This window comes from Clostridium sp. KLE 1755, from assembly GCF_000466465.2.
Taxonomy (GTDB): Bacteria; Bacillota; Clostridia; order Lachnospirales; family Lachnospiraceae; genus Eisenbergiella; species Eisenbergiella porci.
The window spans coordinates 1-15,366 of record NZ_KE992640.1 but is presented as its reverse complement, the minus strand read 5'-3'; the positions used below and the strand labels follow the sequence as shown (position 1 = coordinate 15,366).

Annotated in this window: 14 protein-coding genes and 1 tRNA gene; 2 read left to right on the top strand and 13 right to left on the bottom strand. The window is 48.9% G+C overall.

The window, feature by feature from the left end:
• The first annotated feature begins 65 nt into the window (after positions 1–65).
• Together HMPREF1548_RS00265 and glgX are read left to right on the top strand one after the other, a co-directional pair.
• Positions 66–139: transfer RNA gene (locus HMPREF1548_RS00265), tRNA-Pro, on the top strand.
• Positions 140–405: 266 nt separating this feature from the next.
• On the top strand, positions 406–2,604 hold the full coding sequence (gene glgX, locus HMPREF1548_RS00260; RefSeq protein ID WP_021633592.1) for a glycogen debranching protein GlgX: 2,199 nt from the start codon (positions 406–408) through the stop codon (positions 2,602–2,604).
• Positions 2,605–2,676: 72 nt separating this feature from the next.
• Here the strand turns inward: glgX and HMPREF1548_RS00255 are convergent, their stop codons facing one another.
• The 13 genes from HMPREF1548_RS00255 to trmB form a co-directional block, all read right to left on the bottom strand.
• The gene (locus tag HMPREF1548_RS00255; RefSeq protein ID WP_021633591.1) at positions 2,677–3,936 is read right to left on the bottom strand and encodes an AAA family ATPase; all 1,260 of its coding nucleotides are present in this window, start codon (positions 3,934–3,936) and stop codon (positions 2,677–2,679) included.
• Positions 3,937–3,998: 62 nt separating this feature from the next.
• Entirely contained in the window at positions 3,999–6,275 is a 2,277-nt protein-coding gene (locus HMPREF1548_RS00250) for a complex I subunit 5 family protein (protein WP_021633590.1), read from the bottom strand.
• 18 nt (positions 6,276–6,293) lie between these two features.
• Entirely contained in the window at positions 6,294–7,772 is a 1,479-nt protein-coding gene (locus HMPREF1548_RS00245; protein WP_021633589.1) for a complex I subunit 5 family protein, read from the bottom strand.
• Between the two features lie 106 nt (positions 7,773–7,878).
• On the bottom strand, positions 7,879–9,363 hold the full coding sequence (locus HMPREF1548_RS00240) for a complex I subunit 5 family protein (RefSeq protein WP_021633588.1): 1,485 nt from the start codon (positions 9,361–9,363) through the stop codon (positions 7,879–7,881).
• 37 nt (positions 9,364–9,400) lie between these two features.
• The gene (locus HMPREF1548_RS00235; protein ID WP_021633587.1) at positions 9,401–10,894 is read right to left on the bottom strand and encodes a complex I subunit 5 family protein; all 1,494 of its coding nucleotides are present in this window, start codon (positions 10,892–10,894) and stop codon (positions 9,401–9,403) included.
• A complete protein-coding gene (locus tag HMPREF1548_RS00230; RefSeq protein ID WP_021633586.1) occupies positions 10,895–11,269 on the bottom strand; it encodes a sodium:proton antiporter in 375 nt (124 codons plus the stop codon). It lies immediately after the preceding gene.
• Between the two features lies 1 nt (position 11,270).
• Positions 11,271–12,239, bottom strand: a complete 969-nt coding sequence (gene mbhE / locus HMPREF1548_RS00225; protein WP_021633585.1) for a hydrogen gas-evolving membrane-bound hydrogenase subunit E — start codon at positions 12,237–12,239, stop codon at positions 11,271–11,273.
• Entirely contained in the window at positions 12,223–12,489 is a 267-nt protein-coding gene (locus HMPREF1548_RS00220; RefSeq protein ID WP_021633584.1) for a Na(+)/H(+) antiporter subunit B, read from the bottom strand. Before HMPREF1548_RS00220 ends, mbhE begins: the two co-directional genes overlap by 17 nt.
• Positions 12,490–12,510: 21 nt before the next feature.
• Positions 12,511–12,861: a cation:proton antiporter gene (locus HMPREF1548_RS00215; protein WP_021633583.1), complete on the bottom strand. Its 351-nt coding sequence runs from the start codon at positions 12,859–12,861 to the stop codon at positions 12,511–12,513.
• Positions 12,851–13,186 carry an MrpF/PhaF family protein gene (locus HMPREF1548_RS00210; protein WP_021633582.1) on the bottom strand — a complete coding sequence of 112 codons (336 nt, stop codon included), beginning with the start codon at positions 13,184–13,186 and terminating at the stop codon, positions 12,851–12,853. Before HMPREF1548_RS00210 ends, HMPREF1548_RS00215 begins: the two co-directional genes overlap by 11 nt.
• Positions 13,183–13,683, bottom strand: coding sequence for a Na+/H+ antiporter subunit E (locus HMPREF1548_RS00205; RefSeq protein ID WP_021633581.1), 501 nt, complete (start codon positions 13,681–13,683; stop codon positions 13,183–13,185). The genes HMPREF1548_RS00210 and HMPREF1548_RS00205 overlap by 4 nt, the downstream gene beginning before the upstream one ends.
• A gap of 76 nt (positions 13,684–13,759) precedes the next feature.
• Positions 13,760–14,080 carry a thioredoxin gene (gene trxA, locus HMPREF1548_RS00200; RefSeq protein WP_025487895.1) on the bottom strand — a complete coding sequence of 107 codons (321 nt, stop codon included), beginning with the start codon at positions 14,078–14,080 and terminating at the stop codon, positions 13,760–13,762.
• A gap of 250 nt (positions 14,081–14,330) precedes the next feature.
• Complete coding sequence (trmB, locus tag HMPREF1548_RS00195) at positions 14,331–14,969, bottom strand: tRNA (guanosine(46)-N7)-methyltransferase TrmB (protein WP_021633578.1); 639 nt, start codon at positions 14,967–14,969, stop codon at positions 14,331–14,333.
• Positions 14,970–15,366: the final 397 nt, after the last annotated feature.

Below are 15,366 nucleotides of genomic sequence, written 5' to 3'. Positions count from 1 at the left end.
TCAAAAAACCCATTGACATTTTCCTCTATATTTTGTATTATTGAAGGGCTTGATAAAGTCTAGTTCGAAGCGTGGCTCAGTTTGGTAGAGCGCTGCGTTCGGGACGCAGAGGTCGCGTGTTCGAATCACGTCGCTTCGACTACAGAAAACCCTTGAAAACTTATTGTTTTCAAGGGTTTTTGTTATTCATTACCTTTTTAATCATTTTATAAAAATTTCGTTTTATATTTATCGGTTGTAGAACATCCCTGTAAAGGATATAATACTAATATCCCAATAGTTACCGCATTTCGGCCGGCGCGTCATCCTTATTGCCGCCGGTAGCTTTTTTAACCCTGAAACAGCGACATATATTTACACCCGATAATAAATTCCCCAACACCCCACCACCGGGAGGTACCGTCTATGAAAAACATGTCCCAATCCACAGATCCGCAGTTCCCGCCGCATGAAAATACACCACTTATCACTACCGCCCAGCCCGGTTCCGCTTATCTGCTGGAAAGCATCACTGGCGAAGAAATATCGTCCAATCTGAAGCCTTTGGATAAAATCAACGGCTATGATGTGCGGCCCGGCTTTTATGAGGTGAATGGAGCTTCAGCGCTGCCCGGAGGGGTAAACTTTACGCTGGCTTCCCACGGCGCCACCTCCTGTGAGCTTCTTTTATTCCACCGGAAATCCTCAGAGCCATTCGCAAGTATTCCTTTTCCGGAACACTACCGGATCGGCAATGTTTTTTCCATGATCGTCTTTGGACTGAAAATTGATGAGTTTGAGTATGCTTACCGTCTGGACGGCCCCTATCAGCCGGAGAAAGGCCTGATTTACGATAAGACAAAATATATTCTTGACCCTTATGCAAAGGCTGTTACCGGGCAGAGCGAATGGGGCATCCACCTTCCCTGTACGCAGAACTGCCAGTATAAATCCCGTGTCGTGAGAAATAACTTTGACTGGGGAAACAGCAAACAGCCTCTGATTCCCATGAAGGATAATATTATTTACGAGCTGCATGTGAGGGGCTTTACCAGGCATTCCTCCTCCGGAGTGCACAATCCCGGAACCTTTGCAGGTCTTATGGAAAAAATCCCATATCTGAAAGAACTGGGAATCAATGCGGTGGAGCTGATGCCGATTTTTGAATTTGATGAAATGAACGGCTGCAGAGAGGTAAACGGCCGGAAGCTGCTGGATTACTGGGGCTATAACCCGGTATGCTTTTTTGCGCCGAATACCAGCTATACTGCCCAGATCGAATACAATCAGGAAGGGCTGGAGCTGAAAAAACTCATAAAGGCCCTGAATGAAAATGGAATCGAAGTCATTCTTGATGTAGTATTCAACCATACGGCGGAAGGAAATGAATTGGGACCCTACTTTTCATTTAAAGGCCTGGATAATAATATTTATTACATGCTCACACCGGATGGCCATTATTATAACTTCAGCGGCTGCGGCAATACGCTTAACTGCAATCATCCCATTGTCCGGCAGATGATCCTGGACTGTCTGCGGTACTGGGTCATTAATTACCGGGTGGATGGTTTCCGTTTTGATCTGGCGTCTATTCTGGGAAGGAGCGAGGACGCGGCACCAATGAGCAGGCCGCCGCTTCTGGAAAGCCTGGCCTACGATCCCATCCTGGGAAATGTGGATCTGATTGCGGAGGCCTGGGATGCGGGCGGGCTTTATCAGGTTGGCTCCTTCCCATCCTGGAACCGCTGGGCGGAATGGAATGGAAAATACAGGGATGATATCAGAAGCTTTCTGAAGGGGGACGAGGGTTACGCTGCTGCCGCCGCACAGCGCATTATGGGTTCCCCGGACCTATATCCCCCGGATAAGCGGGGTTATAATGCTTCCGTCAACTTTCTGACCTGCCACGATGGATTTACATTGTATGATCTCTATTCCTATAGTACCAAACATAATGAGGCAAATGGCTGGAACAATACGGACGGCGCCGATGATAACCGAAGCTGGAACTGCGGTTATGAAGGCCCGACAAACAATGAAGAAATCATGGATCTGCGTTTCCGCATGATAAAAAATGCCTGCGCCGTTCTTATGTGCAGCCGGGGGACCCCCATGTTCCTTGCCGGTGATGAATTCGGAAACACGCAGTTTGGAAACAACAATTCCTACTGCCAGGATAATGAAATATCCTGGCTGGACTGGTCTTTGCTGGAAAAAAACAAAGAAATTTTTGAATTTTTCCGGTATATGATAGCCTTCCGTCAGCAGCACTCCGTCATCCGGGGAAATACCGCGCCCTGCAGCTGCGGTTTTCCTCCCATGAGCCTGCACTGCATAAAGGCCTGGGACAGCAGCTATGTATGGGATACCAGGTTTTTGGGTGTCATGTTTTCAGGAATCGATTCCACGGGACGGGATGATATCGTTTACCTGGGGATCAATACCTTCTGGAAGCCTCTGCAAATAGAACTGCCTGCGCTGCCTTCTTCAAAATACTGGATTCCCGCTGTCGATACCGGACGTGGAGATATGTCGGTGATTACCGAGGAAGAGATTCTGGATAAAAGTGTGTATGTTATGAATCCCAGATCGGTACTTGTGTGTGTGGTGAGGGACAGGAATTGAGTTAGTTTTTTCAATAAAAATAAAAAGTCAAATGGATAAAATCACGCATCCATTTGACTTTTTATAAATCTATCATAAACGGCCTCTCTCATTCTCCAGTTCCTGCAGAGGTCTGGCTAACTTGCTATAGATTAACTCAATATTATTTGTCACATCCCCGATAGTTGAGATATCATCCTGAGAACTTGCCAGATAATACTTACATCTGTCATTTATTCCATACTTAACCGCATAAACTTCTATAGCATTCAAAAAATATGGGCTATGTGTATTCAAGAGAATGTGTACGCCAAACTCCTTCTGAATTAATACAATAAGTTCAGCAAACAAAAGCTGCCATTCCGGATGCAGGTGAATTTCCGGTTCATCCAGAATAATCGTACCATTATATTCTATAGTGCCGTTCATCAACAGTGTTTTAAGAATAGCAAAGGTTTTAAACCCTGTGGAAAGATTCTTTACATCAAGGACTTTATCGGTGTTCTTTCGCTGATAACCCAGGCCGGAACGCTTATTTTTAACAATATCCCCACTGATAACCGTTGATATTTTTCGATATATATTATCCAATTTATTGCTGGCGATAATTTCATCAATAAGATTTGCATTATTTTCCTTATTGAGCTTTTCTCGTAAATATCCACGATGATCCAAAGAACTGTTGTCAATTCCATAGGTGTACCGAACCTCATCTATTACAAACGGATCATCAATATAAACTGTTTGTGTATGAAGGTCAATTTTTCCGACTACACTTTTAACGGCATTATCTTCAATTGTGACAATAATATTTGTATCTTTAATGGATAGAACGATCTCACCTGTTTTATCCGTAAAAATATTGTTGACCTCTCCGGCAAATTCAGCATCCAGCTTTTTTTCAAGCACAGATTTAAAAATATCAAGGTCCGCAACATTCAACCCATCTTTAATTCTTACGATATATTCATCAATACTGTTATCATCAATGTGCTTTTCAAAATTTTCATCATATTGAAGAATGGTTTTTACAATTAAATCTTTAACAGCCTCGGTATCGTCCTTATATAAATAAATTTGCGCAACAATTTTTTGTGCGATCTCCCCGCTGTCAAATCTGCGGGTATATCGGTTGGTCACATTTCGATACATCATATCGATTAGATTCTCGATATTTTGCACTCGTTCAGACTCAATCTGTTTTTGAATATTATAAAAACTATTGAATACTGCAAAAAGCGCCCGGCCAACAGTACTCTTCCCGGTATTATTTTCACCAGCTATCACTGTAATCCCGTTGATTTCAACTGAAGCTGTCTCTATTTTACCTATATTTTTTAAAGATAGCTTCATTATTTTCCTCCTGCAGCACTGATAAAATGATATCAGTATAAATATAATTCTCCAACATATCTTCAGTCAATCAACATATACAACAACGTCAGCAGCAACCCAAAGCACGCCAGAAACAGCCCAAAGGAAAGACTCCTCCTGATAATCGTCCCGTTCTCCTGCAGATCATCATGTACCATAGCCAGCTTATGCTCATACTTACCATCCATATGCTGCCGGATATACTCCTCCTCCGCCAGCTCCTCTTCCGTGGCATCCGGGTGGTTGAAGTAATCCGTCACACCGTCAAGCACACTTCCCACGATATGGGTAAGCGCTGTTCCCTCCTTTAATTCATGAGGTATTTTACTGTCTCTGTATATAGTCTTTCTCAACAGTACCACTAAAGAGTCCACCAGCCTGTCTGCGATGCGGCAGATACTTCCGAACAACAGGGGAAGGAGCTTTTGCAGCACCGGACGGTAGATCCTGTCCTCCAGATCCAGCCAGGAAGGCCAGCGATCAACGTAAACCGACTGTCCTTCTCTCACACACAGCATCCACTTACGCACCACTGTCAGGTACAGCAGGATCCCGATGATAAGGGAGATGCCCGCGCCCTTCAGGTTTACGAGAGAGAAATAGGCCACCACAGCCTCCGGCTGCTGCGCATTCAGAAATGCGGAGGACATATCCGCCAGTCGGTCGGTAATCAGATGGGGCAGGAGTCCCAGCAGGGGAAGCAGCACGGCGCTGCCTGCCAGGGCGAAGCTGCTGATTCCATTCATATAGCGCCCCATACCCTCGAATTCCTTCTGCCTGTCTTTATCAGCATTCTTCTCCAGAAACAGGCAAATATACAGCTTCAGCATATAAGCCACAGTCAGCCCGCCGCTGATTAAAAAGACCCATTCCACAATCCCCATCCATAAAGGGCCTGTAAAGAAGGAAAGCACACTGCCCGCCGCCGGACTGCCTGCAATTCCTGCACGGGAAAGCTCTGCCACAGCCTGGGCCGCATGGGCGCCGCCCGCCGGCACGCCCGCATTTGCCGATGCCAGCAGGAGCCGGTATTCCACGATGGATTCATGAAGCAGCGTTTTGCTGGTGTAGCCGTTCCACAGCGGCACGCCGCCGATTCCCAGCGCCCCCATGAGAAAGCAGGCATTTAAAAGAGGTTTTTTCCTGCCAAACCCTCTGATTTCATTCAGATTCAGTTTATGAAGGTTCATGAACACTACGCCGGCCGCCATAAACAGAACCAGCTTAATCAGCGAGTGGTTTACCATATGGAGCAGGCTGCCCCGGATTGCCAGGCTTCCTTCTTCCCCCAGCAGTCCCTGCATGCCGATTCCAATCAGGATAAAACCGATTTGGGATACGGAGGAGCAGGCCAGCGTCCGTTTCAGGTTCACGGAAAACAAAGCCAGCAGCGCCCCTGTAAACATGGTCAGGACGCCCAGGAACAGAATGAGCGAACCCCATCTCACATCAAACTGCAGAAGGCTGCAGCTGACCACCAGGACACCGAAAATCCCCGCCTTGGTAAGAATCCCCGAAAGCAGCGCGGAAGCCGGCGCAGGAGCTACCGGATGGGCCTTGGGAAGCCAGATGTGAAGCGGGAATACACCGGCCTTGGCGCCGAAGCCAAACAGCAGACAGGATGCCCCGATAAAAAGGTTCCGGTAGCGGACCGCCCCGCTCTCCCCTGCCAGCGTATGGCTGCGCACCGCCTCCGCCAGCGCCGTGATTTCCAGTGTTCCCAGCTCACGGTAAAGGATAAACAGCCCCATCAGCATTACCAGCCCGCCGATTACCGCCACAGCCAGATAGGTTTCCGCCGCCCGCAGCGCTTCCTTCGTCTCCTCATGCGCCACCCAGGTGTAAGAGGTGAAGGACATAATTTCAAAGAATATAAAAGCCGTATATAAATCCGCGGAAAGGAACACGCCCACCGTCGCCCCCAGGGTCAGCAGGGTAAAAAAACGATACCGGTTCCTGGACGTATAGCTTTCCATATACTCCATGGAAAAAAAGGAAGTCATCATCCACATCAGAGAGGCCACCAGGCAGTACAGCGCCCGGAAGCCGTCCATGCACAGATGCAGCCCCAGGCCGCAGAAGCCTTCCCATTGGAAGTCGAAGGCGATACCCGTTCTGCCGCCTGCAAGAAATATTACGAACAGGGAGGCAAAAATCAGCATTTCCGCAGCGGTTATCAGACCGGTCCATATATCCCTTTTCTTTTTTCCATCGCTGCTCTCTCCCTCACCCTTTTCCCCGCCGCGAAGCAGCAAAGTCACCAGCGCCCCCGCGAAGGGAATGCACAGGATCAGAAGAAGCATATAATCACCAGTCATTGACAGTTCCTCCAATTCTTATATATTGCCGCCTGCAATCTGTGTAAAAAAGTCTACAATCGGCGCGGAATGCAGCCCGAAGTAGATAATGGCTCCTGCGAAAATACACAAAGGCACCAGCATCATCCATCCCGGATCCGCCGTTTCCTCCGGTATACTGCACTCTTTTTCCTTATAGGGGAAGAAAGCCCGGATCACAATGGAAAGCATATAGATGGCCGTCAGAAGCGCGGAAACCAAAAGAGCGCCTATTCCCACATATGCCAATACGTTATCGCTCATCACCGCAGCGGAAGCCAGGTTCCACTTGCTTATAAAGCCGGCCAGCCCGGGCACGCCCATAAGACCCAGGGAAGCTATGGTAAAAATTCCGAATACCACCGGCATCCTCCTGCCGAAGCCGTCAATTTCATGCACATATTGTTTTCCCGTTTTATACATTACCGCCCCCACGCAGAAGAAGGAGCAGATTTTCATTACCGCATGGAATACCATATGGCTTAAAGCCCCCACCAGTCCCATGGGCGTCATAATACAGACCCCGAAAAGGATATAAGAAAGGTTGCTGATGGTGGAATAGGCCAGCCTCCGCTTCAGGTGCGTTTCCTTCAGCGCCCGGCTGCAGCCGTATACGATTGTAAATATAACGATTCCCATCACCACGTTCTGCGCCCAGCTGCCTCTGATAAAGTCAGGGCCGAAGCTGTAAAAGGTCAGCCTGATAATGGCAAACGCCCCCGCCTTCACCACCGCCACCGCATGCAGCAGCGCTGTTACCGGCGTGGGAGCCACGCCTGCCTGGGGGAGCCAGGAATTAAACGGGCTTACCGCCGCCTTCACCCCAAAGCCGCAGAAGGCAATCACATATATCAGCAGAAGAAGTGTCCTCTTATCACCGCTGATTACCGCCGGATCAAGCACGCCTCCGAAGGTAAAATTGATCGTGGTCCCATAGGTCAGCAGGAAAATCAGCCCGATAAAAGCAAAAGCAGCTCCGCCCAGGGAATAATACAGGTATTTCCGGCTGGCAAGAATTGCCTCCCTTGTCAGCGTATGGAGCACCAGGGGCACCGTCACCATGGTCAGAAGCTCATAGAAGAAATACATGGTGAGCATATCCTCTGCAAATGCAATACCCAGCGTAATTCCATAGGTGATTGTATAAAACATGAAAAAGAACCGTTCCCTCTTTTCATGCTTCATATATTCAAAAGAATACAGTGTGGCAAGAGGCCATAAAGCCGCCACCAGTCCTGCAAATACCATGGACAGTCCGTCGATTTCCAGGGAAAGGGAAAGATTGTTCACAAACCGGACGATGGGAAACGGCTCCGACGGCCTGTTAACCAGCAGGCCCGCCACAATCAGAGTGGTCAGCACCACCACCGACTCAATGTATATTTCCATATGGATTCTTTTTTTAAAGGGTATCAGCGGCACTACCGCCCCGCCCAGCACAGGCAGGAGTATGGCCACAAGCATCATTTCTGGTTTCATAGATGAACACCTTTCATAACTGTGAAGGTATTAAACAGCTGATAACAGTCCGGATACCCGGGCTGCGGCAGCAATTTCCACTTTTTTATCTGTTTTGGATACCATATCAGGCCGTAAACAGCTGGCCGGTAATCCCTGCAATATAGGAAAGCAGACCGCCTGGAAACATTCCCAGCACTACGGCCAGTATTGCCAGTATCAGCAGGGGCACAAGCATAACAGAATCCACTTCCTTTTTCTCAAAGCCTGTCTTCTCCTCTTCCTCTCCCGGAAAAAATCCCTTCATGGGAATGGGAAGCAGATAGCCCGCTGTAAGCAGGGCGGACAGCAGAAGCACCACAGGGCCCAGCCAGCTGAATATTCCGGTATCCGAAGCAAGCGCTCCCTCAGCGAGGTACCATTTGCTCACAAACCCGCTGGCCGGCGGAATACCAATCAGCGCCAGGGACAGAAGCGTCATACAGCCGATGGTTACCGGCATTTCTTTTCCGATTCCCTTAAGCTGGGATACCTGACGCTTTCCCGTACGGAAGATAATGGCCCCGGCACAAAGGAACAGGCCGGATTTAATCATTGCATGGAATATGACGTGCAGCAGCGCCCCGGTCATTCCCGCAGGATTGAGCAGCGCCAGGCCGAACAGGATATAGGAAACCTGGCTTACCGTGGAATACGCCAGCCTTTTTTTCAGGCCTTTTTCCATATAAGCCAGCATGGATCCTAAGAAAACCGTAACCAGCGTCAGTGTGAGAAACACCTTCTGCACCCAAGTTCCATGCAGGAACTGTGCGCCGAAGATAAAATAGATGACACGGATAATTCCAAGAACGCCGGACTTCACGATAATGCCGGAAAGAACCGCCGACGCCGGGGCGGGCGCCACGGGATGAGCCGCCGGAAGCCAGCCCTGCATGGGAAACAGCCCCGCCTTTACGCCGAAGCCCAGCAGCATGAGGAAGGCCACCACAAGAAGCAGCGCCTCATGTCCTGTAACCAGGGAAGGATCCAGCACGCCGCCCGGCGTAAAGGTCAGCGTGTTGCCGTAACGGTTGATAAAGTACAGGCCGAACAGTGCCAGATACGCGCCGCACAGCGAATAAAACAGATATTTCAATCCCGCCATAACCGCTTCCCGTGTCCGGGAATGGAATACCAGCGGCAGGGAAAGCAGCGTCATACACTCATAAAACAGATAAAAGGTAATCAGGTTTCCTGAAAAATCCAGCCCCACCAGAATTCCATACACAATAAGGTAAAAGCCGAAATACCTTTTATTACAGTCCTCATGCTCCATATACCGGAATCCATAGATCCCGGCCAGCACCCACACAATGGTTACCACCGATACAAACAGCCTGCCCACTGCATCCGCCTTAAAATAGATGGGAAGCAGGGTCGTCAGCTGAAACAACGTAAAGGATACCTCACCCTGCGCAAGCACGCAGATAACAGCAAGCGCCGTTACAAGCAGGCCCGCGGCCGTAATAAGCACCATTGTTTTTCTCTTTGTAGTTTTCTTCATAAACAGCAGCAAAGTCCCCAGGATAATCGGGAAAAAAATGGGGAAAAGAAGCATGCCTGATTCCTTCATATGAAGCTCCTGTCTGAACAGTCACCTGTTCCTATATCTATGCAAACATATCCAGCCCCATTTTTATCCACTCCACAATGGGCTGGGACAGCATGCCCAGCGCAATGTTCAAAGCGATAAAAAGTACGATGGTCAGCGCATAGGTTTTTTCACTTTTTATTGTAATCACTTCACAGTCGGACCGTCTTTCCGGAACGAAAATACGGATCACGGTCTTCATGAAATAGATTGCATTCAAAATAGTACTGATGCCGAGCACGATCAATGCGGGAAGCATTTTATAAGCATGGCCGATTGAGGCCTGGGCAAACAGCAGCTTGCTCACAAACCCGGAAAACAGCGGCATGCCAACCATGGACAGGGAGCCCACGGTAAAGCCGATGCCCGCAATTTTATGGCGGTAGGCGGCTCCCGTCAGATCCTGGAACTTCCTGCTGCCCTTTGATACATCCGTCAGGCCGATGGCCGAAATAAACAGCAGGGATTTGGTTGCCGCATGGGAAAGGATGTGGAAAATGCTCGCTACCATCCCCAGCTCGGTTCCCAGCCCGAAGCCCATATAAATATAACCTATCTGCGCCACACTGGAAAAAGAAATCATCCGCCGGATGTCATTTTCCTTGATAGCGCTTAAGGAACCGAATATCATTCCCATCAGGCCAAAAACAAACAGCACGTTTATGATTTTATTTCCCGCAATAATATCAAATCCGATTACCCGGTAGAAGATTTTGATCAGCAGGAAAATATACCCCTTGGATACCAGGCTGGACAGCATGGCCGCAGAGGATACCGTGGAATAGCCGTAGGCATCCGGAAGCCAGGAATGGAAGGGAAACAGCGCGCTTTTTATGGCAAGGCCAACACAGATAAGGCCGATGGTTACCACCAGCGGAACCTGATATTCCCCATGGGCCACGATTTCACCCACGCTCTCCTTGATATTGCTCATAAGCAGATGCCCTGTCATATCATAGAGCATGGAAATGCCCACCAGGAGGAGGCCGCTTCCCAAAAGGCTCATTATCATATACCTTACCGCCGCCTCTATCGTCCGTCCGTTCTGCCGGATCATAATCAGCCCGCAGGCGGAAATGGTGTTAATTTCCACGAATACATAGGCGGTGAACAGGTCGTTTGTATATACCAGCGCCAGCAGGGAGCTTAAAAGCAGGTCGGTAAGAATGTAATACAGATTATGCTTGCTGTATTCCACCTCGCCTAACAGCTTCTTCCGGCCGCCCATCATGGAAAGCAGCATGATAACACAGAAAAACAGCGCCATGCCCGCTTCCAGGACGCCCGCCCGGATTTCGTTTCCCCAGGGAGCCGGGAAATGTCCCATCATATAAGTATAGCTGGCGCCTTTTCCCATGAGATACACCAGCAGAACAGCCGACATACAGCCCACGGCGCCGATAACGAAGGTATTCACCCATTTGGCGGCCTTCGCCGGGAGCACCGAGCTCACCGTGCCTGAGAACATGGATAAAAAAATGGAGAAGAAGGGAAAATTCTGTACAAAATCCATTTACAGCCCCTCCTTTTTCAGCCTGGCCGAAATTTCATCCAAATCCAGCGTATGGTACCTGCGGTACAGCCGGATGGTGAGGGAGAGCATCAGCGCCGTAACGGATACGGAAACCACGATTCCCGTGAGCACCAGCCCGCTGGGCACCGGATTGATATAGTTCTCCACCGCCTGGATTCCGTCCACTACGATGGGCGCCTTGCGTCCCATGATAAAGCCTTTTTCCGCAAGGAACAGATAAACGGCGGTATCCATGATGTTAAGGCCGATTATTTTTTTAATCAGGTTCTTCTGAAGAAGAAGATTGGAGAATCCGATGCCGAACAGGATCATGGCAATGGCTTCGCCATAGTTGGATAACAGGTTCCCGCCCATCCTAGAATCCCCCCTTCCGGAATAAGGCATAAAATGCGTACATGGTGCAGGTCACCACCAGGCCGACGCAGATATTCAGGACCAGTATCAGCCCGCTGCTTAAAATAGCCCCCGGCGTCCCCAGCGGAATCCCGCTTTCCAGATGATTGGCTCCCATGTAAAAGGAATAGCTTTTGGCCAGACAGTAACAGGTCAGCGCGCCGAAGCAGATCCACTTATAGGTTTTTTCGGTAAAAAACCGCTCCGTTTTGGCAAAGCCGAAAGCATTCAGGTATAAAATCAGTCCCGCACCGATAATCGCGCCGCCGGAAAAACCGCCGCCGGGGGACAGATGTCCGTTCAGTATGACATAAATACCGAAAATCATGATGAGCGGAACAAGAAAACCCGCTACCTTCTGCAGAATCAGATCATTTTTCGGCTCATAGATCCTGTCGTTGGCTTCGGCCTCCGACTGGGTCATGGAAGTATCGGGACTGTCGCCCTCTTTCTTCTCCTTTTTATCAATACGCAGCAGAATCAGCGCCGTAATCGTTGCAATAAAAAGTACATTGGATTCGCCGAAGGTATCAAAGGCACGGTAATCCAGAATCATTCCCGTAACGATATTCACCGCCCCTGTTTCCTGAAGACCCTTTGTGATATACCGCTCCGAAACCTCGTTGTTGTCAGGATTGGCCGCATTTCCCGTCCTGGGAAGATAGGAAACCGCCACAAGCATAATGGCAATGAGGCAGATACAGAAAACCACCGCCATCACACGGTAGGCCTTATTAAAAAGTAGGAGCTTCTTGTTATGCTCCATATCATATACTTTTTCCTGCAGCTGCTGATGCTCCCTCATCCTTTCCTGGACGCTGGCTTCCTCTTCCACATATTCCTTCTGCGGCTGCATTTCCACCCGTCCCAGCAACGGATCCTCTTCCCCATAAAACCACCGGGAAAAACGGCTGCTATTCTTTTCCGTCATTTTCGTCGTCCTCCCTCCGGATTGCATGGATTTTTTTCAGCGTTACAAAGAAAAGCACGCTGGTGACGCCGGCCCCTACGGCGGCCTCCGTAATTGCCAGATCCGGCGATTCCAGGAGAATCCATATAATCGACATGACCAGGCTGTAGGACATGAATATCAGGATGGAATTAAGCAGGTTCTTGGAAAAGCTCACAGAAACCGCGCAAATCACCAGAAAGCCCATCAACAGATATGTAAATGTCTGCATAGCAATCTCCTTCCTATTTCCTTAAGCTTCTTCCCGCTCTTCCTCTTTCAGGTAATCAAGTTCGCAGTGTTCCGGCAGCGTTTCATCCGTCATGACCTCCAGACGGGAGATCAGATGAGAGGAAACCGGAGACGCAAACCATAAAAAAACGATGACAAGCAGCATTTTCAGGCTGGTAAAATTCAGTCCCGAAAAAATAATCAGCCCCGTGAGCGATATCCCGATTCCCAGGGTATCCCCCAGCGCCGCCGCATGCATCCTGTTGAGTACAAATTCATAACGATAGGAACCGAAAACCTCAAGGGCAAAGGTAAGCAGGCCGATTATCAGGACAATGGTTCCTATAATAAAACGGAGTATTTCAAGATTCATGAGCCGCTTCCTCCTTACCTTCCTCTTTTTCCCGATCCTTCCTTTCGCGGTAAACGCCCATATAAACCTTGGTCAGTACGATTACTGCCAGAAAGCTTATCATGGCGTAAATGATACAGATATCCACCAGATAGCCTTCCTTCATCAGGAGGGCAAGGATAGCTATCATAACCATAACCATGGTTCCCATCATATTCACGGCCACCAGCCGGTCCGCCACACGCGGCCCGCGCACCGCCCTTATCAGGCACAGCAGCAGCATGACTCCCAGAAAGACAAGCGCCGCCGTAAATACTGTTTCATATGCCTGCTCCAAACCGGTCATTGTGCCACCTGCCCTTCTATTTTGTGCAGCAAACGCACAAAGGAACTGTCCGCAAGGCCTTCGCCAAAGCGCCTGTCCAGACAGTGTACCGTATATTCATTATCCTCCAGGGCTACTGTAATCGTCCCCGGCGTAAGCGTGATGGAATTGGCCAGCAGCACCCGGGCCGTCCTTGTCCTTAAATCCGCGCGGAAGCGGACGATTACAGGATGGACCCTGGTATGGGGAGAAACAATAAGCTTGAGAGTTGCCGCATTGGCTTTGATGATTTCCCAGATAAGAACCCCAAGATAAGCGAGGATGTATCCTGATTTCTTCAGTATCATCCAGTCCTTCCCGGGGCTGTAGTCCAGAAATTTGCAGCAGAAGGCATAGACCGCCCCCGCAATGACGATTCCAAACAGGACGATTTCCAATGTGACCTGTCCGTTAAAAAGCACCCACAGCAAAAAAAAGAGTATGTACATAAACCCATTTCCCCTCAACTTTAAACTCATAACCGCCCGGCTGCTCACCGCCGCGGCTTACCTTCCAAATCACGGCATAACGCCATGAGAAAACGGACGCTGGCTGTTAAGCCAACGTCTGCTCCAGTTTGTTTTTCAATTCATTCTTGGATACTGCGCCAACAATTCTTTCCTTCTCCTGCCCGTCCTTGAAAATAAGGAAGGTGGGAATATTCATAACACGGTATTTCTCAGCGATGTCCATATTCTCATCAATATTCAGCTTGCCGACCTTGGCTTTCCCTTCCAGTTCCTCCGCCAGCTGCTCCACCACCGGCGCCATCATCTTACAGGGGCCGCACCAGTCTGCAAAGAAATCCACAAGCACCGGCTTGTCCGATTGCAGCACTTCCTTCTCAAAATCTGCTGATGTAAATTTATATTCCATTTGTCTGCCTCCTTGTCCTATGACTCTTTTGTTATTATAGTCTTGACCGTTTTTATTGTTTCCATACCAGGACAGTCTTACTGGCGGAAAATCCAATGGATTTTCCCATGCCTTTAGCATATTACATATAATTCCGCTTTGCAAGGAGAAAAATTGTTAAAATACACAAAAAGCACTCCTCCTGTGGGGGAATGCTCTTGGGGAAAATACATAAAATGCCTGTGAATCACCAGAAAAAATATGACGGGCATTACCTTCTGATAATATATTTACAAATCGGATTTCCCATGGAGGAAAAGCGTTCTTCATATTCCGTCATCACATTCCCCTGCACAAGCTTCTCATCCCCATGCAGATCGAATGTCACAACATCCGCCCTCCAGCCTGCCGGCTCCAGCTCCTCCAGCGCAAAATCAAAGAGCAGCCTGTTGTCCGTCTTGAACTCAATTGTCCCATCCTTTTTCAGGATTTCATCATACCGCGCCAGAAACTGCCTGGAAGGCAGACGCCGCTTCGCATGCCTGTCCTTCGGCCAGGGATCGGAAAAATTCAGATAAATCCGCTCCACCTCTCCCCTGCCGAATACATTGGTGATTTCTTCCGCGTCCATGCGGATAAACCTGACATTGGGAAGCTCTTCCTCCTCCATCTTCTGTATGGCTCGCAGCAGCACGCTGGAATATTTCTCAATTCCCACATAATTCACCTCCGGGTGCAGCTTTGCCATATCCATGAGGAACCTGCCCTTGCCCATTCCTATTTCAATATGAAGCGGCGCATCATTTCCGAACACCCCGGCCCATTTTCCCTTGTTCTCCTCCGGGTTATGTATCACAAAACGGCTCTCTGCGATTACCTCCCTGGAACCTGGTACGTTTTTCAGTCTCATTACTTTCCTCCTTATTTATGAACCCGCGTAACCGTTCAGTACCTCCCCAGCTACAAAACCACAATATGCGGGATTTGTAACTGTTCAGTACCCCTCACAGTTACTGCTAAAATCCATCCTAAATCGCCTTTGGCGATGGATTTTAGCACTCTTGAATCACTTTCTTACGGTCAACGCAGTAAATGCGCTGACCTGCTGAACAGTTACCGGGATTTTACCCTATTTTTTTGCTTACAATTTTCTCTTTTCTATTTTACACTAACTTCCCCTGATTGAAAAGAAGCTGTCTCATAATCATGAATTCGGGAGACGCTGCAGTTCCCACCCCATATGTGCTTCAGCCGCCGTGGTCCTGCCTCCCGGCCCTTTCGTCTGCCGACCTGTCCGGATGTTGTTT

What these genes read in the sequence shown, in the direction of transcription:
- glgX (WP_021633592.1), top strand. Translation starts at nt 406, where the DNA reads ATGAAAAACATGTCCCAATCCACAGATCCGCAGTTCCCGCCGCATGAA.
- HMPREF1548_RS00255 (WP_021633591.1), bottom strand. Translation starts at nt 3,936, where the DNA reads ATGAAGCTATCTTTAAAAAATATAGGTAAAATAGAGACAGCTTCAGTT.
- HMPREF1548_RS00250 (WP_021633590.1), bottom strand. Translation starts at nt 6,275, where the DNA reads ATGACTGGTGATTATATGCTTCTTCTGATCCTGTGCATTCCCTTCGCG.
- HMPREF1548_RS00245 (WP_021633589.1), bottom strand. Translation starts at nt 7,772, where the DNA reads ATGAAACCAGAAATGATGCTTGTGGCCATACTCCTGCCTGTGCTGGGC.
- HMPREF1548_RS00240 (WP_021633588.1), bottom strand. Translation starts at nt 9,363, where the DNA reads ATGAAGGAATCAGGCATGCTTCTTTTCCCCATTTTTTTCCCGATTATC.
- HMPREF1548_RS00235 (WP_021633587.1), bottom strand. Translation starts at nt 10,894, where the DNA reads ATGGATTTTGTACAGAATTTTCCCTTCTTCTCCATTTTTTTATCCATG.
- HMPREF1548_RS00230 (WP_021633586.1), bottom strand. Translation starts at nt 11,269, where the DNA reads ATGGGCGGGAACCTGTTATCCAACTATGGCGAAGCCATTGCCATGATC.
- mbhE (WP_021633585.1), bottom strand. Translation starts at nt 12,239, where the DNA reads ATGACGGAAAAGAATAGCAGCCGTTTTTCCCGGTGGTTTTATGGGGAA.
- HMPREF1548_RS00220 (WP_021633584.1), bottom strand. Translation starts at nt 12,489, where the DNA reads ATGCAGACATTTACATATCTGTTGATGGGCTTTCTGGTGATTTGCGCG.
- HMPREF1548_RS00215 (WP_021633583.1), bottom strand. Translation starts at nt 12,861, where the DNA reads ATGAATCTTGAAATACTCCGTTTTATTATAGGAACCATTGTCCTGATA.
- HMPREF1548_RS00210 (WP_021633582.1), bottom strand. Translation starts at nt 13,186, where the DNA reads ATGACCGGTTTGGAGCAGGCATATGAAACAGTATTTACGGCGGCGCTT.
- HMPREF1548_RS00205 (WP_021633581.1), bottom strand. Translation starts at nt 13,683, where the DNA reads ATGAGTTTAAAGTTGAGGGGAAATGGGTTTATGTACATACTCTTTTTT.
- trxA (WP_025487895.1), bottom strand. Translation starts at nt 14,080, where the DNA reads ATGGAATATAAATTTACATCAGCAGATTTTGAGAAGGAAGTGCTGCAA.
- trmB (WP_021633578.1), bottom strand. Translation starts at nt 14,969, where the DNA reads ATGAGACTGAAAAACGTACCAGGTTCCAGGGAGGTAATCGCAGAGAGC.